We start from the raw sequence: 19,141 nt of genomic DNA on the forward strand, positions 1-19,141 counted from the left end.
TCACGCAAACAACTTCATCCATAGCCATGATCAGAACAGTTCCATGATTAAATTGTTGATACATTCAAATTCTTTTTGTGTAGGAAAAGCACTGATCTTGATGATCGGTAAATTCACGTCTTTAGGTAATCCAATATCGGTGATAATCAAATCAATTTGCTGGTCTAATAAAAACTGTTCATCTAATGATTGGTCGTAATTCGTAATGATTTGAAGATGATGTGGTATATGTTCTCTCATTAAATCAGCGATCAACAATGTATGATTATTTCCTAATGAAGAAGTGATTAACATATTGACAGCAGGTTTTCTCTGTAATTCTAATGAGTATAGTCCTCTCCAGTTTGAGGTAATAAGGCAGATGAGACTATCTTGATTATTTACAAAAGATGCTAGAAGATCATCTGCATTCAATAACTGAATCAACTGAGTCATTCGTTTATAAAAATAGGGCAGGCGGAGCTTAACCTGTTCCAAAAGTTTTCTTTTTGTTTTAAAGATGAATTCACCATCACCTTTTAATTCCTTTGTACTTAAGTAAAATTGCATTAATTGGAGAGTAAGCTCTTGACGATTGCCAACTTTTTGAGAATATATGTTATCTAATTGTTGTATAAAACATTGAATTCTATTATAAAGATCAGGAAAATAAAGGTACAATAAATTAACATTTTCTTGGATAGTGTAAATGGATTTGAAGTTTCCCACCATTGGAATAAAGATTAGAAAATAAGTTAATTCTGGATGGGGAATCTTTATCTTAAATTGCTTGAAGAATTCTTCATATAAAGCATGGTAGCAGTCCTGAAGCAATTCCCATATTTTTTTATATTCTGATGATATTGGTTTCAAATGAGCTGAATAGTTAACAGGATGAATCGTTTGATTTTCTTTTAAACGTTGAATAATAATGGCTATCCAAAAATAATATTTATTGATCGTTATTTCTGGTAAGTTGACATGAAAAAGTTCACAAAGTTTTGAAAGAAAAGCGGAGACAGATTGTTTTTCAATTCGCAAAAATGGCCAGTAATGATTTCCATAGATTTCAAAGGAGAATTCGACGAAAAACCGTCGAATCTCTTTTTCGTTTCCATGAAATTGCATCGTATCGGACCTCAATTCTATTTCATACTCTTTTAATTCCTCATTAATTTTTTTAATCGCTGAATATAAAGTCGATCGACTAACATTTAAATCATTCATCCAATCTACAAATGGCTTCGGAGGTTCAAATATAATGCCAGTCATTAATTGAATGGTTGTATTTTCAAGCAAGATTTGCCTGATGTAGTCATCAACTTGAAGCCGCTGAGAAAATCGAATGCTGATTCCTTTCCTTAGCTGAAATTGTAAAAGTGGTTCATGATCATCAGTTAAATAACTTTTCATGATTTCCAAATCATGTTGTATGGCACGGAAAGATCCAATTTCGAGATCGACAAATTCCTGAATCGTCCACCATTTGTTTTGGGAAACGAGTAATTTTAAAATGCTGATCATTCTCTTAGACTTAGAATCTATTAATTTCATAAAAATAAAGCTCCTCCAACAAATTCCATCAGAATCAGAATTGAAATTTGAATAAATGTATTGTTTTATCGCATCAAATTTGTTTTAAAAAATAAAAAGAATGCAGCAGTTTTTAAAATAAAAACAGCAAAATTTGGACGGAAATGAGGTGTAAAATCGCTTTTATGTGTGTCGTGTTTAACCAATTGTGGAGAAATGTTGATTTATTATAATAAATTGCGTGGAATTTTGCATTCAATTTTGACAAAAAAAAAAAAATGAACAAACAAAACTAAACTATGATAAATGAAAGGTGCTAGGTAATAAACTTTTCTAGTCGGCACTTTTGAGAATACAAAGGAGAGGATGGAGTGAATAAACGTAAGGCTATTAGCATTTTTATGATCATCATCATGATATTCACCCAGAAGTTAATACCCTCAGCAGCAGCTGTTGGTGAAGATTCGAATAAAGGGGACCTTTCATGGGGGAGTGATTCAGTTCAGCTCAATGAAGGGGATTCATTTGATACAACATTGGACATCCTTCATCCAATATATCAAAAGATTCAAGTGAAAATACCTGATGGTTTATTCATTTCACTTCAACAAATGAAAGAGGATAAAAGGAATGAACATGTCCAATTTAATTGGGACGCTTCTTCATCTACAGTGACAATTTCCTCCTTAAAAGGCGAAGGAGAAGAGAAAGCCCTAGGGAAAGTCTTCATGGCTTTTAAATTGAGTAAAGCCTCAACTTACAGCTTAACGGCTGAAGCAGTAATAGAAAATACAATGTATCAATCACCCCCTTTGGTGATTAACGTCGAGAAGAAAAAAGAAGAGACAGCTGAACTCAAAATAAATGAGGGAACAAAGCTGGCACCAATTAAACAACAAATGGTGCAAAATTCAACGCTTAAAGCGTTATCGACAGAATCAGAGGATGCAGGAACGATCGTTTCAAGCTGGAGTGAATTTATACAAGCCCTCGATGATCCAGCTGTACATGTGATTTCGCTTAGCAAAAGTATTTCCAAAGGTTTTGGTATCAGCTTAGGCACTTACCGAAGGGACATTACAATTAACGGCAATGGTCATACGATTGATTTTGGGACACTAAGTGCTTTGACATTAGGACAAGTATCAGATGCTACATTCACAATGAAAAATGTAAAGGTCAAAAAAACGGGTATTATCCCTATTTTGACATCAACGATTATTAGCAATGGTGCCGGCTGGAAGGTTGTTTTTCAAAACGTTGAAAGTGTAGATGGATCGACTTCAGGACTGGCCGATCTTCCGCAGGGGACAATTCAATTTGATGGCGGGCAAAACACCTATAACACAACAAATACAGCGTTTATTGCAAAGCATTTCATTATAAAGAATGGAGCCGTTTTGAATGCATATGGTTCAAATGTGTTGTATTACACTGACATAGATGGTTCTACTGTCCAAATCAGTGAAGGATCTCAAGTTTCCTTTTATAGCGAAAATGATGTGGCTATGCAGATGAACGCCAAAACAGATTTTCATGTAACTGGTCAAAACACCTTGCTAAAAGTAGAAGGAAATTCAAACCGAACCGGAGATGACGGGGCACTTATTTCATTGGTTGGTGACGGTGCTGTCATAAATATCACAGACCATGCTGAAATCAATGTACACAGTAAACGGACAACCGCAATGTTAATGAATAGTAGTGGCGGCGTTTTTAATGTCAGTGGTAACTCAAAGTTAAACTTACGTTCTGATGCTAATGCCAATAATTTAGGTGCCACATTAAGGTTTCGGTTATCAGGTAATATGACCTTTAATGTAACAGATCATGCAGAAATCAATATCAATAAAACTGGTGGTAATGCGCCGGCAGTTCGAATGTACGGCGACAATAACAAATTTATTGTGAGGAGCGGTGGAAAGGTCAGTATTAAAAATGCTGGTAATGGCTCACCTGAAAATGGCGGAAGCGATGCAGCAAATCAAGGCATCCTATTCACCGCTGGAAATGATGCCATCTTTGACCTTCAAGATGAAGACTCTATCATGAATATTCAAGCGGACAATGGTCCTGCTATTGATATGGAAAGTTACAGAGGCAGCATTGAAGCCGGCCGAGGAACGACTTTCATAGCAGAAGGCCGAACAAGCGGTATGAATAATGGCATATTTAATGCTGGACATGCGACTGTCAAAGTAGATGCCTCAAAATTCTATGATTTTAGAAATAATCGAAGTGGCGGAGGATCTATTTTTCAACTTAATAGCAGCTCAAGCTTTACATCAACAAATTCAGATCTTGCTGTATGGCCAAAAGGGAGTAATTTGAATGGGGATCCATCCAGGCATTGGTCTAACTTTGATTATCAATTAGGCGGTTCGAATTTCTCAACAATTGTCTCTACAAATATACAAAATGAATTTAATACGTCATCTAGTTCTTATGGTGTAAATGGGGCAACTTTATATTCTCGAATGAGTGGGAATAATGCTAGGGCGATCGTTGATGATCTAAGGATACCAACAAATGCAGATCATTCCATCTATGGTCATGTCTCTGTACCAGTTGGAAATTCAGATAGTCGTGATGCTTGGACAAATGAAGCATATGTCAAAGTGGAAGTGACGAAAGTTGATGGTACAAAGTATGAACTGATTGGTAAAACTTATGGAAGTGAAAATCGTCTGAGTGTTTATGGAGATGCAGAGCGGGCAGGTTTATTTAAAATTGATCTTCCAGATCAGCAGCTGTTACATGCAGGTGATCAGGTTGAAGTGATCAGTGCGTGGCGAGGAAAGGAAGATCCCACCTCACCGCAAGCAAGACTGAGTCAACCAGACGACCTGAAGGTATCAAAAACAACAGTCGTTGATGTGACACCTCCAAATTCGGCTGTCATAACGAATGCCAACAATATAACGAATGCAACAAAACAAATTTCTGGAACTGGTGAACCTAGAGCAACTGTAACGGTCAAGGTAAATGGCTCTTCCATCAAAGGCAGCGCGAAGGTAAACGACCAAGGAGATTGGCAGTTCGATTTACCGGCCTATTTACAGAAGAATGATGATGTCCAAGTATTTTTAACAGATGAAGCGAGAGAAGCAGCAAATATCAAAAACCCGCCATCTACTAACAGCAGTCAGGGCAATACCAATCCAGCAGAAGACTTACAATATCATGATACAACATTTAAAAAAGCAGCCCGTTTTCAGGTGAAGGATGTTCTGCCAGATGAAAACACTGTCACCAAGTCTGTATCTGTCAATAATGAGAATCAAGTGACAAGAGTTGGTTCTATCCTTACCTATACATTAAATGTGAAGAACAACAAATCAGCAGATGTTCAAACAGAATGGAAAAAAGTCATATTAGAAGATGTATTAAGTAAGGGATTAGATTTCATTCCATCTTCTATCCAGGTAAATGGAGAAGCGATCAATTCCTCTCAGTTTTCTTATGATGAAGGAACGAAAAAGCTTCAGATTGAGCTTGGCAACCTGTCATCACAAGAAGAAATAAATGTGGTGTTTCAAGCAAAGGTGAACGAAAGCGCAGTAGAGCAGACGATTAAAAATAAAGCTTCAGCTACAGGAGAAATACCGCAAGAAGCTGAATTTACACTCGGACCAATTGATCCAGAGAAAGAATTGAAAACAATCACAGTCGAATCAAATGAAGTGGAGAATCCAGGGGGTGAGATTTTGGGGATATTAGATTTCGTATCGGCTCCTAAAATGCTCTCTTTTGGTGAACAATTAAAAATTTCGCCAAAGAATGAAAGATATCCTCTTGTTCATCAAGATGATGATTTAGCTGTACAGGACACAAGAAAAGTGAAATCAGAGTGGCAAGTGACAGCGCGTATGCTGAAAACGTTACAAAGCAGTAATGGAGATACATTGCCAAGTGCACTAGTTTATCGACAAGCTGAACAAGACCAAGTATTAGGTGCGAGTGATGTGATCATTTATCGGCACAAGAGCGTGGATCATAATCCACTGAATATCTCGTCTGAATGGGAAGGAGTCAAGGCAGGACTTTTACTTGACATTAAAGCCGGTGAAGCACGAAGTACAAACTACAGCGGAATCATTGAATGGACATTACAGGATGTTCCGGGAAATGGATAATAGATGGTTATTGTCTAAAGGTAGATTCGTCATTGTGATATTTATCGTGTGCTTCACATTTGGTTTAAGTTCTCACACCATTTATGCAGCAGATCAAAGTTATAAATCAAATGGACAAGTGGATTTCTACGGGACATATGAACCGGAAAATGGAAAGGAACAGTCTAAAGATCAGCACAACCAAACGGATCAGCAGGGAGAGAAAGCACCTCAGAGCAATCGATCCAATCAAGATAATCAGGCCAATGGAGCCAATCCAGCCAACCCAGTATTACCAAAAGCGGGAGACAAAACAGAGTCTATTTATCTCGTCGTTGGATGGGGATTCATCTTTATCTCGATCATATTTTTGATGATTTTCAAAGTATCAAAACAAAAAAGGAGAAATGAACATGAAATATTTGAAAGCTAGTTCAATCACAGCAGCACTTTTATTATTTACAACTGGTACAACAACTGCCCTTGCTGCAGACGGTGGGGAATACAAATCAAACGGTGTTGTAGAGTTTGTGGTAAACCCAGAGCCTACATCCCCAATCGATCCAACGAATCCAGATCCAAACAATCCAGTAATGCCGGTCGATCCGACAAATCCAAATGGCCCTAATTCAGGGACAGCAGGACCACTAAGTATAGATTTTGCATCTAGCTTAGACTTTGGAAAAAATAAAATTACAAATAAAGACGAAACTTATTTTGCAAATGCTCAAGGGTTAGAAGATGGCAGAAGTGTCCCAAACTATGTTCAAATTTCAGATCAGCGTGGAAGTAACGCAGGCTGGACTTTAACAGTTAAGCAGGAAGGGCAGCTCTCAAATGATGCGACACAGAACAAGGAGCTCACTGGTGCAGAAATTAAGCTGGTATCGGGACAAGCAGTAAGTAACGCAGAAGCTATTGCAGAACCAACTACTTCAGATATTACTCTTGATCCAAGTGGAGCAGTATCTAATGTCATGTCTGCGAAAACTGGAGCAGGTGCAGGAACATGGGTTGATCGTTTTGGAACTGTTGAGACGGTAGATGTGAACGGAGAAAGCTTACAAAAAAATAAAGCCGTCACACTGACTGTTCCTGGGAAAACACCTAAGGATGCAGTGAAATATAAAACAGAGCTCACTTGGACATTATCTGATATTCCAGGAAATGAATAAAAAGAGATGAAAAAAAATAGATTTGTTGTTGTTATCACAGTGGCTATATTCAGTGGAATCCTACTGAATAGCCACCCTGTTTTTGCGGAAGGCCAAACATATGATTCTGATGCGGTGGTCAATTTTGTACCAAGTCAAGATGTCACGCCACCTGTGGATCCAAGCAATCCAGATCCAGAGAATCCTGTTACACCAATTGACCCGACAAATCCGAGTGGACCAAACCCAGAGACAGCAGGGCCTCTGAGTATTGATTATGCGTCTTCTCTTCATTTTGGTGAAAACAAAATTTCAACTAAAAATGAAGTGTATGATGCAAAAGCCCAAGCGTTTACTGGAGGATCAGAGGGACCGAACTATGTTCAAGTCACGGATAACCGAGGAACAGAAACGGGATGGTCTCTTCAAGTAAAACAAAATGGACAATTTGTTTCCACATCGGGACATGAACTAACAGGCGCAAAGATTACATTTAAACAAGCTCAAATCAATACAATTTCTACTTCACCAAAGCCATCCCAATTGAAAGACACATTCAGCCTCACGCCGGATGGTACTGGTGCAGCTGAGCAAGTGGTGAGTGCTGGAAATGGTGAGGGAGCGGGCACATATGTCTATGCCTTTGGAACAGACGAGACAAAAAGTGAAAGCATTTCGCTAGAAGTTCCAGGTTCCACGACAAAGCTGGCAGAAGCTTATAAAACGTCATTCACATGGACATTGACCGATGTCCCAGCTAACGATAACACAGGTCAATTATAAGTTGTTCTGTGTATTTTTATCAACCAAAGAAAGAAGTGCACTTGAGATGAAATCAATTTTGAAAATCGTATGCATGATAGTGTTTTTGTTCACCATCATAGATGTCTCACAAATGAAACAAGTAAAGGCGTCAGAACTTAATTTTTCTGTTACAACCGTCATCCCACGCAACCAAATAGATCAATCAAAATCTTATTTTGATTTAAAAGTCAAACCTTCACAAAAACAAACACTACAAATTTTATTGAGAAATGACACCAATCGGCAAATTGTAATAGAGCCGCAGGTGCATACAGCCACGACAAATGTAAATGGTGTAGTAGAATATGGGAAAACAGAAGAAAAAAAAGATTCGACATTGAAATATAAAATGGAAAATTTAATTAAAACGAATAAAGATGTGACCATTCCTGCAAAAGGGAAAAAAATATTATCACTACATTTAACTGCACCTGAGAAGCGTTTTGATGGATGGTTAGCTGGAGGGATTACACTTCAAGAAAAAGAAAAAGAGCCGAAGGAAAACAAAAAAGAAGCTAGCCTGTCAATTGAAAATAAGTATTCATATGTCGTTGCCATTTTGCTAAGTGGGAACAGCACAAAGATTATACCAAAATTGCAATTAAACAAGATTGAGCCAAGTCAGCTGAATGCACGCAATGTCATTCAAGCAGAGATTCAAAATGTTAAACCGATGTATGTGAACAAAATGAGTGTGAAGGCAAAGATTATGGAAAAAGGGAGTCGTGAGGTACTTTATCAAGCAGATAAGAAAGACATGCAAATGGCACCGAATTCACACTTCCGCTTTCCAGTTCCATTAAATGGACAGAAATTGCAGGCAGGGACATATACACTCGATATGACGGCGCAGTCGATGAATAAAACATGGCATTGGACGAAGGACTTTACAATAGATGCGGAAATTGCAAAAGAACTAAATCAAAAAGATGTCACGATTGAGACAGATTACACCTGGATGTATGTTGTTCTTGGAATTGGTCTCATCATGATTGCTCTTGGGATTCTGCTATTATTTATTCGAAAAAAGAGAAAACGTAATATACACTCTGATGAAGAGAATCAGTCGTCCTTTCATGCGTAGCGGAAGATGAGAGTCAAGAAGTGGCAAGATCATTTCATTATTTTTACTATGATTGTTCTTGTAATAGCAGGTATCACGTTGATCAATGCACCAAAAATAAAAAATCTTTTGATCAGCAAGAATGTGTTGATGTTTCATATCAATCATTTTTCTGCTAAGCAGTTGAAAGTAAACATGCAGAAAAAAGCTTCCTATCATTTTGAAGCAGTCGAAACGCCATCACTGTTAGATGTTATGAAGTATGGCAATCAAGTGAAGAAGAGTGCTGTCATCGGTCAATTAGAAATTGAGCGCCTCCAAGTCACATTGCCAATCCTTAAAGGAGTCAATCAATCTAACCTGCTCGCAGGTGCAGCGACTATGAGAGAAGATCAGCAAATGGGAAAAGGAAATTATCCTTTAGTTGGCCATCATATGAGAGATGAAGATCTCTTGTTTGGTCCACTTTTAAAACTAAAGAAACAGGACAAGATCAAAATAACAAATAAGGAACAAGTATTTACTTATGAAGTCACAGACATCAGTACCATAGATGAATCTCAAATTGATGTGATACAAGAGACGGCAGATGCTCGGTTAACCTTAATCACCTGTGACCTTCCAACTACAACGACACATCGTTTAATGGTTACAGCGAAGCTAGTGAAGCATTCCAAGGTGACGAATGAAGAATTTAAACAAGAAGAAACCAAGTTTCAAATGAAAGAAACGCTAGCAGACAATCAAATCCTCTTACTAGTCTTTATGCTGATGTTTGCCTTTTTAATCCTTAGTTATTTCCTGTATAAAAGGAGCTGAATGAGGTTTGTGTTCAAATGATATTGATATTTTTCAACATTTTATCAACGAATATTATCCTGCTCTTCGTCATGATGAGTGGTTAGTAGATAAAGAGGTACTAAGAATATCATCAAAGCTGCATCCTTTTATTAAAGAGAAATTGCCAAAAGACATTGAATCATTTGTTTGTGTTTTGTTTATCCAAAAAAATAGTAACAAACAAAATCCAATTGTGATTTATTTACTTCTAGATAATAATGAGTGTGTTCCTTACGCTATTGAAATGTTACAAGAAGAAGTGGTGTATCATTGAATTTAAGGAATCAAAAGGCTGTGGACGAACCCACAGCCTCTTTTATTTCACACATCACGCAAACAGCTTCAGCCCAACCACACCAATCACAATCAGCAGCAGGCTCAGAATACGAATCATGTTTTTCGGCTCTTTAAATAAAATCATATTAAACAAGACAGAGCCCGCCGTTCCAAGCCCGATCCAGACCGTATAAGCGACGGACACTTGGACGGAAGAGAACGAGGCATATAAAAACACAAAGGACAAGGCAAACCCGCCGACAAAAAGTATACCTGTCGTGATTTGTTTTTTCTTACTGAACATATTGAGGCCAATGGTGCCGCCAATTTCGCAGGCAGAGGCTAACAATACAAAAAACCAACCCATATTAAACCGCTTCTCCTTTCTGTTCATGCGCAGCTCCATCAGACACTTTCAGTCCAATAATTCCAAGGATTAAAATGCCCATAAATAAGAGCTTTTCTAATGAAAATGAACCGCCGAACAGCGCATAATCCATCAAAGATGTCCCAATTGTTCCAACACCGGCAAACACGGCGTACACGGTCCCTGTCGGCAGCTTTTCGCAGGCCTTCATTAAAAAATAAAAATCAACGGGGATCAGGCAGATAATGATGGCCCACTCCCACAACGCATCTGCTCTATTTAAACCAAACACCCAAAGTAATTCGAATAAACAAGTGAGTGCAACATACATCCAGCTTTTTTTCATGCGATTTCCTCCTAAAACTGACGATTCGTCATTTTGAAGCCAAAAAGAGCGTACAGCAAGTGCTGTACTAAGTTAAGGTGTCTCTATGCCAAGTGCGTAAAGAAGAAATTGCTTCACCTCTCGCTTTTGAATCAGAACCTCTTCTGTATCTGTTTCCGTAAATAAGTACATTTGCTCAGCAGACGATTCGAGTAAACCGATAATGAATTTCGCCGCGTAATGACAGTTCAAATTCGCACGGACTCGTTTATCTTGCTTTGCTTTTTCTAGAAAAGCAGCAACCCATTTGTAGATCGGCTCATAAATATCTTCCCATTCCTTTAAATGCTCTGTGGCGGCTAAGCCTGAATAGGTTAGAGCAAGGACATCACGGTATTGCCTTGTAAAAGAGAAGATGAATTCAACAAGCGCATCTGCTTGATCAAGGACATCCGCATGCTGAGTTAATTCCTTTTCAATCGCAGGCACCATCTGTGCGATCAGATGTTCAGCGATCGCAGGCATGACGGAAAGCTTTGAAGGAAAATATAAATAAAACGTTCCTTGCGCTACTCCTGCTGCTTTCACAATATCCGAAATGGTCGTCTTTTCAATGCCTTTTTCTTTAAACGCATCAATCGCAGCAAGCATAATCTTTTCTCGTTTTGACACATGATCACCGACCTTAAATGACTGAATGTCAGTCAGTTTATCGAAAAAATGACGATTTGTCAATATGATGTTCCCTTCATTCATTGTGAGAATAAGTGATGAATAGATGGGAGAAAGCTTGAATAAGCTGTAAATATGGTCAAGCATCATGTGAGAAAGGGGCAGCTCTTTGTATGACATCCAGTGCTATGTTTTCCATTGTTTATTTCCTCCTGCTCGTCCCGCTATATTTACATATGAGATACAGACAGGCAAAGAAGCACAAACGTTTTATCTATTTACGAACAGAGTTGGTTCTTGCCAGTCTATTTATATATACGAATGTTTTATTATATTTGACGGTCTTCCCAAATCGTTTTTCCGCCCCAAGGGATCAGGTGAGTGTCAACCTCATGCCTTTGCAATCCATTTATCAAAATCTACACGCCTACCATCACGGTTATCCAAATCTCGTCTTTTTAAATTTGGCAGGCAACATATTGTTATTTGTCCCACTCGGTTTTTTTCTTTACCAAGTCTTTCGGACGATGCGCTGGCAAAAGGCAATTCTTAGTGGCTTTTTCCTGTCAACAATGATCGAAATGCTCCAATGGATGTTCTCGCAATCTGGTATGATTACAAGAAGCAGCGATATTGATGATATTCTCCTAAATACACTTGGCACAGTGTTAGGCTGTATCGTCTATCAGATCTATCGAAAAAGGAAGGAGAAAACCTGAGTGAAGCGAGTTTGTATCATTCCATGTGGCGCGAAGAAAATTTGGGACGTCAATCCAGAGGCAGGAAGTCAGCCGGCGAAACTTGTTTATTTAAGTCCCTTGCATCAGCGTACAAAAAGCTATGCTAAAACTTTTTTTTCAGACTGGCTGATCTTATCAGCGAAGCACGGATTCTTAAAGGCAGATGATATCATACATGAAAATTATGATGTTGCTTTTGGTACACCGCATGCTGAACAGATGACACGAGAAGAACTGAGCCAGCAATTTCATGAAAAAAATCTTCTCGCATATGATGAACTGGTGGTGCTAGGCGGGAAGAAATATCGAAAGGTGATCGACCCTTTATTACATCCTCATCAAAAAGCGATTTATCCGCTGGCTCCATATAAAGGAATTGGCTACATGCTTCAGGCTTTAAAGCAAGCAGTCGAGACAAAAATAGAACTTCCGCCGCATATTTAAACCATTCACATCTACCGATAAGAAGGGTTTTGACCATGAAAAAGAGAATAATTGAAGTAGCGATGCTGATTGTTCCATATTTTTTCAGCAGTCACTAGGATATCCGTATCGCTCGGGTAAAGTGGCTCAATGAAAAAGGAGGCGTATGAACATGACAACCATCTATTTAGCTGGTGATTCAACCGTTTCATCTTATCCAGATCGTCCTGTTCAAGGAGGATGGGGAGAGTTTTTACACCGCTATACAGCGAACGGCGTTAACGTCGACAACCGTGCCATTGGTGGAAGAAGCTCAAAAACTTTCATTGAAGAAGGACGCCTTGATGACATATTGGCTGACATTCAGCCAGGAGATTGGCTTTTCACACAAATGGGACACAATGATGCTTCAAAGGAGAAGCCTGAGCGGCATACAGATCCTTTCACGACGTATAAAAGCTACCTGTCTCAATATATTCATGGAGCAAGAGCAAAAGGGGCAACACCACTTTTACTCACTCCAGTCGGACGTTTTCATGAAAAAGACGGAGAATTTATCAATGATTTCCCTGATTACTGTGCCGCTATGAAAGAACTAGCCGATGAAGAAGAGGTTCTACTCGTTGATTTAAATACTGTAAGTCTTCAGTTTTATCAAGTTTCCGGCATAGAGAAAACGACCTCTTACTTTATGCTGTCAACAGGCATTGAGGATCGCACGCATTTTACAAAAGAAGGTGCAGATGCGATTGCAAGACTTGTTTCTCTTGAATTAAAAGACCTTGGTTTAACCATTGTGTGATGGATGACAGGACGAGTGAGCGCTCGTCCTGTTCTTTTTTTGCAGAAAGCTATTGATTCCCTTCACCAGAGTAGACTACAATAGGTATATATGATAATGAGAATCAATATCACTAATAAATAGATCAATCGATGAAACACTGGAGGGACTCAAATGACAGATCAGCTTGAATTGTTTGACGTCACCATTATCGGCGGCGGTCCAGCAGGAATGTATACCGCCTTTTATAGTGGGATGCGGGACTTAAAGACTAAGGTACTTGAGTACAACGAAAGCCTTGGTGGAAAAATCCTTCTGTATCCGGAAAAAGTCATTTGGGATGTAGGCGGTTTACCGCCAACAAGAGGAGAACAGCTGATTCAGCAGCTGGAAACGCAGGCGAAAACGTTTGAACCAGAAATTGCACTGAATCAAAAAATCACGTCATTCGAGCGAGATGAGCATAATCATATCCTGCTGACGTCTGAAAATGGTGATCGCCATTTGACAAAGACCCTTATATTAGCGATGGGTCACGGCATTCCAGTTCAGCGGAAACTTGAAATCGAGCATGCAGACCGCTATGAAGTGACAAACCTTTATTACACAGTACAGGAACTCAAGACATTTGCAGGGAAGCGGGTTGTGATTTCTGGAGGCGGCGACTCAGCGGTTGACTGGGCAAATGCCCTTGTTCCGATTGCTGAAAGTGTCACCGTCGTGCATCGACGTGACATGTTTGGAGGACATGAGAAAAACGTCGCCAACATGAAGGCAACTTGCAAACGAATTTTAACACCGCATGAACTGACGGAGCTTCATGGTCAAGGAGACAAAATTGATGCTGTTACCATTCAAAACATAGAGACTGGTGAAAAGGAACGATTGGAAACAGACGCTGTTATCGTCAATCACGGGATGAAAGGCGATTTAAGCGTTCTATCAGAATGGGGTCTCAAGCAAGGTGAATGGGGACTGATCGAGGTTAATGAAAAAATGGAAACCAATTTACCGGGTGTTTATGCGGTAGGCGACTTGTGTACACATAAAAGCAAGGTTCGCTTAATTGCAGGTACGTTTGTTGACGGAGTAAATGCACTCAATAGCGCAAAGCTTTACATCGAACCAGAAGCTGAAAAAGTGGCATACGTGTCTTCTCATAATGAACGCTTTAAGGAGAAAAACAAAGAATTACAAACAGCTGGAGCTCGTTAATGAACATCCAGTTCAACCAATGAAGTGCTGCCATGGTGGGCAGCACTTTTTTCATATGGAAGGAGGAAGAAGGAAGTGACAACCCGTACTCATACCATTTTGCGCATGAAAGAAAGCAGAGAACGATCTCTTTCTGTGAATCAAACGATCTCTTGGCAGACATCTTCACCTATGTTCTTGACAAGCGATGGACCTGTGAGAATAGAAATGGAAGGATTGCAATATCAGTTAAACGAAAATGACAGTATATTGATCCGTTCAAATATAAACGTCATGCTCCATTCTTTATCCAACGAGCAGGTGACTATGCATACTGTCACATTTGACCAATACACTCTGGCACATGATGCGCAAAATGAATTGGTCTATAAGGTGAATCATGACGATCTCCCAGATAATGGAGAGGTGGTTAAAGGCTCTGTCATGCTTTTTTCTTACATCAAAGAAATGAAGATGAGTCAAAGCGCCCAAGAACAGGTGAAATGGCTGGAGGACATCATGCACATTTTTCACCATCAATCCAAGCCATACACCGAAAAGGTGCATTATTCTATTGAAATGATTTTGCAGTATATGGCGAAGCATTATAAGCAAAAGCTAACGAGAAGAGACTTAGCTTATAAAATGGGGTTTCATGAGAGTTATTTTTCGACCTTTTTCAAACAAAGTATGGGATTGAGTGTGACTGACTATCTTGCACAAATTCGAATAGACGAAGCAAAAAAACGTCTTCTGCAAACAGATGATCAAATTCAAATGATTGCGCGGCAAGTAGGCTATACCGACAGTTTATACTTCAGCAGGATATTCAAGCAGAAGACAGGAAGGTCCCCTAGTCAGTTCCGCAACGTTCGAAGACCAGAGCGGATTGCTGCATTTCAATTTGTCGGATCATTGGTTGCGCTAGGCATTCGGCCGGTCTGCATCGACCAAGAAACCTTTCACCATTCAGATATACTCAAAGATCAGCTGGCTGGTTCGTTGATCATAGATGAACACACGCCTGATGATGTATTCAAATCACTTCAACTAGATTTAATCATTATTCCAAATTATTTTTATTCAAAGCCTGCGCTGATCAAGCGCCTGGAGCGGATTGCCCCTGTACTTGTTCTGCCATATGGCCGTGGTCCTGCTGTTCAAGAGGTCTTATCTACAGGGCGCCTGTTAGGAAGAGAGAAAGAGGCTGATGATTGGGTGAAACGCTTCGAACATCTGAGTCAAAAGGCAAGAAATGATCTATCTTCCTTTAGGGAAAAAGAAGAGACAGTGGCGATTTATGAAATGAGAGGGCATGACAAAGTGTATATGTGGTCCTATCAGGCTAGAGGTGCTTTCTATCTGTATGAAACGCTTGGCTTAAAGCCCCCAAAGGCGATTCAAGAAGAAGTTCTTCTCCCGAATCAACATACAGTTATTCCTTTAGAGAGGTTAAGAGAATACGAGGCGGATCACATGTTTTTTATTGTAGGGGTTCAACATGGGTGGTATGAACAAATGGATAAGCGGCTGGAGGAAAGCGATGTTCTCCGTCAATTGTCCGCTGTGAAAAACGGAACCTTCTACCCACTAAAGCTAGAGGAATTACGATTCGATGAAGGGGAGCGGGCACTTCATTTGATTGACCGATTTGTCTCCCGATTGACTAAGACGGCCTATCCAACAATTGTCCATATGTAAGTTGCGAGAATCCTCCATAGACCACTTCGTATGAGGTTGATAGAATACATGAGACTAGTAATTGATAACTATTCTCATTTGTATCAGGGAAATGAAGGAGGAATACTCATATGAAAAAAACATATTGGATATGTGCTGTCATTTTAATGCTGGTATTGTCAGCCTGTGGCAAAAAAGAAGAAGCCAAAACGGCAGAAACAAAGCCGCAAACGAAAACCATTGAGACTGTAAAAGGAAAAATCGAAATTCCAGCAAACCCAAAACGTATTCTCATAGATGGATATTTAGGCAGTGCAATTGCATTGGATGTTCACCCTGTAGGTGCAACGACTCAAGATTTAAAGAATGTACATTTGAAGGACAAGATTAAAGGAATTGAGGACATCAGTGACGAACGTTCGGCTGAAAAAGCACTTAGCTTAAAGCCAGATCTGATTATCACAGCAGTACAGGATGAAAAGATCTATGAGGTGTATAAAAAAATAGCGCCAACTCTCGTATATCCTTACAATTCATTCAAAGATGCACATGAAGAAATCACGACTTTGGCTAAGGTGTTAAATAAAGAAGAGGAAGGAAAGGCATTTCTCGCCTCTTTTGATCAACGAATCGAAACAGCTCGAAAAAAAGTAAATTCTGCATTAAAAGAAAATGAAACAGTCTCCATCATGGGCGCATTTAAAAATGATGTGTATGTGTATGGGAACGGAATTTACCGAGGCGGACAGGCGCTATATCAACAATTGAAAATGAATCCACCAAAAGAGGTCAAAGATACAATTTTAAACAGTAAGACAGGCTATGAAGTACTCTCCTATGAAACCCTTCCGAAATATGCAGGGGATTATATATTTATTGATGAATCCAATGGTGGGACATTTGATAAAAATAATTCCATCTGGAAGAGTTTAAAGGCTGTCAAAAAAAAGCACACCAAGCAATTGGACGCAGAATTCTTTTGGCCTTATGATCCCATTGCAGTAATGAATCAAGCTGAAAAATTTGCTGATTTATTGACAGAGTTATCTAAAAAATAGGAGGTCTGTCAATTGTTCAAACGCTTTTTTTCATACTATAAACCCTATATGGGACTGTTTATATTAGATTTTTCCTGTGCAGTACTGGCAGCCTTACTCGAATTATCCTTTCCGCTAGCCATTAGTAAAGTGATGGATGATTTACTGCCAAATGGTGATTGGGATGCCATTTGGTTCTGGGGCAGTTTGCTGCTCATTTTATATGTCATCAGCTCCACCATGCATTACGTTGTGACCTATTTTGGCCATAAGTTAGGGATCAATATTGAGACCGATATGAGAAATCAGCTATTCTCTCATGTACAGAGGATGTCCTTCCGTTTCTTTGATCAAAAGAAAACAGGAAAGCTCGTTTCCCGTATGACCAATGATTTAATGGATATTGGAGAGATGGCACATCACGGCCCAGAGGATTTATTTATCGCCATCATGACATTAACGGGCGCGTTCGGCCTCATGCTGTCAATTAACTGGCAGCTTGCCGTTCTGACATTTATTGTCGTTCCATTTCTAATCGGATTATCCGTCTACTTTACGAAAAAAATGTCTGCTGCTTTTGATAAAATGTTTTCAAGCATCGGACAATTCCATTCACGCGTGGAAAACAATATTAGCGGCATTCGTGTGGTGAAAGCATTTGGGAATGAGTCACATGAAATGGATCGTTTTATCGAGCATAACGAGGAGTTTAGAAAAACAAAACTGACAACGTATCAAATGATGGCACTGCATACAGCAGTGAGTCATTTACTCATTAAGAGCGTCACAGTATTTGGACTTGTGTGCGGTGCATGGTTTGTACTGCAAAAAAATATGACGTATGGTGAATTTGTTTCATTCGTCCTATTAACAGGTATTTTCTTAGGGCCCATTCAACAAATCAATGCAGTCATTGAAATGTATCCAAAAGGTGCAGCAGGCTTTAAACGATTCGCATCACTGATCGACCGTACACCAGATGAAAAGGATGAAGAGGATGCAATCGAAGTCCAGCAGTTAAAAGGAGATATCGTGTTTGATCACGTATCCTTTCACTATGAACCAAACAACCCTGTGCTGCATGACATCAATTTTGAGGTCAAACAAGGAGAGAAAATTGCCATCGTCGGCCCATCTGGTGCTGGGAAATCGACGCTTTGCAATTTGCTGCCTCGTTTTTATGAATGGCAGGAGGGGAGCATTACAATTGATGGCATAGACACACGAAAAATGACACTTGCATCACTGCGCGCACAAATTGGTGTCGTACAGCAGGACATTTATTTATTTCATGGGACAATACGCGAAAACATCCAATACGGAAAACTGGATGCGTCTGATGAGGAAATTTGGCAGGCAGTAGAGAAGGCTCAGCTGACGGATTTAGTCAATAGTTTGCCAAAAGGACTCGATACGATCATTGGTGAACGCGGGATGATGTTATCTGGAGGACAAAAACAGCGTATCTCTATAGCACGTCTTTTCCTGAAAAATCCGCCAATATTCATTTTAGATGAAGCGACATCTTCACTTGATACCGAGACAGAGTCCTATATCCAAGCCTCGCTAGAAGAGTTGGCTGAAGGACGAACGACCTTCATCATTGCGCATCGTCTAGCGACAATACAGCATGCAGACCGCATTATCGTTCTTACAAAAGAAGGCGTAAAAGAGCAAGGAAAACATGAAGAATTACTCAAAATGGATGGTCTGTACCGCCGTTTATACGAAACACAATTTAGAATGTAAAGGTTCAAAAAGAAGACAAAGGGCTAAAAATCATTTTAGCCCTTTTTAATGTGTAGAAAATAAGGAAATTAACTACGGGGTGCAAATAACATCACACTGACCCCAGCCAAACAGATTAAAGCACCCATCCAGTCATAGAGATCAGGTGTTTTTCGATCGACCCACCAGCCCCAAAACACAGCAAGAATGACAAAAACACCGCCATAGGCAGCATAAACCCGTCCGAAAGTCGGGAACTGCTGGAAGGTAGGGATCACGCCATATGCAACCAAGATGAGGCTTCCAGCGATTCCGAAGCTGACAGGCTTTGTTTCACGCAGCCAAAGCCACACGAGATAGCCTCCGCCAATTTCCGCCAATCCTGCTAATAAAAAAAGAACAATCGTCACAACCATCTACGGACACTCCA

Annotated in this window: 19 protein-coding genes; 14 read left to right on the forward strand and 5 right to left on the reverse strand. The window is 39.6% G+C overall.

Annotated elements, in window-relative coordinates; translation table 11 throughout:
* Positions 1–30: 30 nt before the first annotated feature.
* Positions 31–1,533 carry an AcpB/EbpR/MafR family transcriptional regulator gene (locus AKG37_RS17475; RefSeq protein ID WP_060699985.1) on the reverse strand — a complete coding sequence of 501 codons (1,503 nt, stop codon included), beginning with the start codon at positions 1,531–1,533 and terminating at the stop codon, positions 31–33.
* 350 nt (positions 1,534–1,883) lie between these two features.
* Here AKG37_RS17475 and AKG37_RS17480 point away from each other — a divergent pair, with 350 nt between their 5' ends.
* The 7 genes from AKG37_RS17480 to AKG37_RS17510 all read left to right on the forward strand — a co-directional run bounded on the left by AKG37_RS17480 (position 1,884) and on the right by AKG37_RS17510 (position 9,762).
* A complete protein-coding gene (locus tag AKG37_RS17480) occupies positions 1,884–5,648 on the forward strand; it encodes a pectate lyase-like adhesive domain-containing protein (protein ID WP_060699986.1) in 3,765 nt (1,254 codons plus the stop codon).
* Positions 5,641–6,060 (forward strand): hypothetical protein, encoded by a 420-nt coding sequence (locus AKG37_RS17485; protein WP_060699987.1) that lies wholly within the window; start codon positions 5,641–5,643, stop codon positions 6,058–6,060. Before AKG37_RS17480 ends, AKG37_RS17485 begins: the two co-directional genes overlap by 8 nt.
* The gene (locus AKG37_RS17490) at positions 6,041–6,802 is read left to right on the forward strand and encodes a WxL domain-containing protein (protein WP_060699988.1); all 762 of its coding nucleotides are present in this window, start codon (positions 6,041–6,043) and stop codon (positions 6,800–6,802) included. Before AKG37_RS17485 ends, AKG37_RS17490 begins: the two co-directional genes overlap by 20 nt.
* A 6-nt stretch (positions 6,803–6,808) precedes the next feature.
* Complete coding sequence (locus tag AKG37_RS17495) at positions 6,809–7,564, forward strand: WxL domain-containing protein (RefSeq protein ID WP_060699989.1); 756 nt, start codon at positions 6,809–6,811, stop codon at positions 7,562–7,564.
* Between the two features lie 46 nt (positions 7,565–7,610).
* Positions 7,611–8,669: a WxLIP family cell surface protein gene (locus AKG37_RS17500; protein WP_060699990.1), complete on the forward strand. Its 1,059-nt coding sequence runs from the start codon at positions 7,611–7,613 to the stop codon at positions 8,667–8,669.
* Between the two features lie 78 nt (positions 8,670–8,747).
* Positions 8,748–9,467 (forward strand): class A sortase, encoded by a 720-nt coding sequence (locus AKG37_RS17505; RefSeq protein ID WP_160316328.1) that lies wholly within the window; start codon positions 8,748–8,750, stop codon positions 9,465–9,467.
* Positions 9,468–9,474: 7 nt separating this feature from the next.
* On the forward strand, positions 9,475–9,762 hold the full coding sequence (locus AKG37_RS17510) for a hypothetical protein (protein WP_060699992.1): 288 nt from the start codon (positions 9,475–9,477) through the stop codon (positions 9,760–9,762).
* 54 nt (positions 9,763–9,816) lie between these two features.
* Here the strand turns inward: AKG37_RS17510 and AKG37_RS17515 are convergent, their stop codons facing one another.
* The 3 genes from AKG37_RS17515 to AKG37_RS17525 all read right to left on the reverse strand — a co-directional run bounded on the left by AKG37_RS17515 (position 9,817) and on the right by AKG37_RS17525 (position 11,128).
* Positions 9,817–10,131: a DMT family transporter gene (locus tag AKG37_RS17515; protein ID WP_060699993.1), complete on the reverse strand. Its 315-nt coding sequence runs from the start codon at positions 10,129–10,131 to the stop codon at positions 9,817–9,819.
* Position 10,132: 1 nt separating this feature from the next.
* A complete protein-coding gene (locus AKG37_RS17520; RefSeq protein ID WP_060699994.1) occupies positions 10,133–10,477 on the reverse strand; it encodes a DMT family transporter in 345 nt (114 codons plus the stop codon).
* A 72-nt stretch (positions 10,478–10,549) separates the two neighbouring features.
* Positions 10,550–11,128 (reverse strand): TetR/AcrR family transcriptional regulator, encoded by a 579-nt coding sequence (locus AKG37_RS17525; protein ID WP_060700047.1) that lies wholly within the window; start codon positions 11,126–11,128, stop codon positions 10,550–10,552.
* Positions 11,129–11,301: 173 nt separating this feature from the next.
* Between AKG37_RS17525 and AKG37_RS17530 the strand changes: the two genes are divergently transcribed.
* The 7 genes from AKG37_RS17530 (at position 11,302) to AKG37_RS17560 (ending at position 18,732) form a co-directional block, all read left to right on the forward strand.
* Positions 11,302–11,847 (forward strand): VanZ family protein, encoded by a 546-nt coding sequence (locus tag AKG37_RS17530; protein WP_060699995.1) that lies wholly within the window; start codon positions 11,302–11,304, stop codon positions 11,845–11,847.
* Complete coding sequence (locus AKG37_RS17535; protein WP_060699996.1) at positions 11,848–12,312, forward strand: DUF6884 domain-containing protein; 465 nt, start codon at positions 11,848–11,850, stop codon at positions 12,310–12,312.
* A 151-nt stretch (positions 12,313–12,463) separates the two neighbouring features.
* The gene (locus tag AKG37_RS17540) at positions 12,464–13,093 is read left to right on the forward strand and encodes a rhamnogalacturonan acetylesterase (protein WP_060699997.1); all 630 of its coding nucleotides are present in this window, start codon (positions 12,464–12,466) and stop codon (positions 13,091–13,093) included.
* Positions 13,094–13,246: 153 nt separating this feature from the next.
* Positions 13,247–14,287: an NAD(P)/FAD-dependent oxidoreductase gene (locus AKG37_RS17545; protein ID WP_060699998.1), complete on the forward strand. Its 1,041-nt coding sequence runs from the start codon at positions 13,247–13,249 to the stop codon at positions 14,285–14,287.
* Positions 14,288–14,362: 75 nt separating this feature from the next.
* Entirely contained in the window at positions 14,363–15,967 is a 1,605-nt protein-coding gene (locus AKG37_RS17550) for a helix-turn-helix domain-containing protein (protein ID WP_060699999.1), read from the forward strand.
* Between the two features lie 110 nt (positions 15,968–16,077).
* Positions 16,078–17,004 (forward strand): ABC transporter substrate-binding protein, encoded by a 927-nt coding sequence (locus AKG37_RS17555; protein ID WP_060700000.1) that lies wholly within the window; start codon positions 16,078–16,080, stop codon positions 17,002–17,004.
* A gap of 12 nt (positions 17,005–17,016) precedes the next feature.
* Positions 17,017–18,732 (forward strand): ABC transporter ATP-binding protein, encoded by a 1,716-nt coding sequence (locus AKG37_RS17560; RefSeq protein ID WP_060700001.1) that lies wholly within the window; start codon positions 17,017–17,019, stop codon positions 18,730–18,732.
* Between the two features lie 68 nt (positions 18,733–18,800).
* On the opposite strand, the gene AKG37_RS17565 is transcribed toward AKG37_RS17560, so the two are convergent.
* Complete coding sequence (locus tag AKG37_RS17565; RefSeq protein WP_060700002.1) at positions 18,801–19,127, reverse strand: YnfA family protein; 327 nt, start codon at positions 19,125–19,127, stop codon at positions 18,801–18,803.
* Between the last annotated feature and the right edge of the window lie 14 nt (positions 19,128–19,141).

Source organism: Bacillus australimaris (assembly GCF_001307105.1).
Classification (GTDB): domain Bacteria; phylum Bacillota; class Bacilli; order Bacillales; family Bacillaceae; genus Bacillus; species Bacillus australimaris.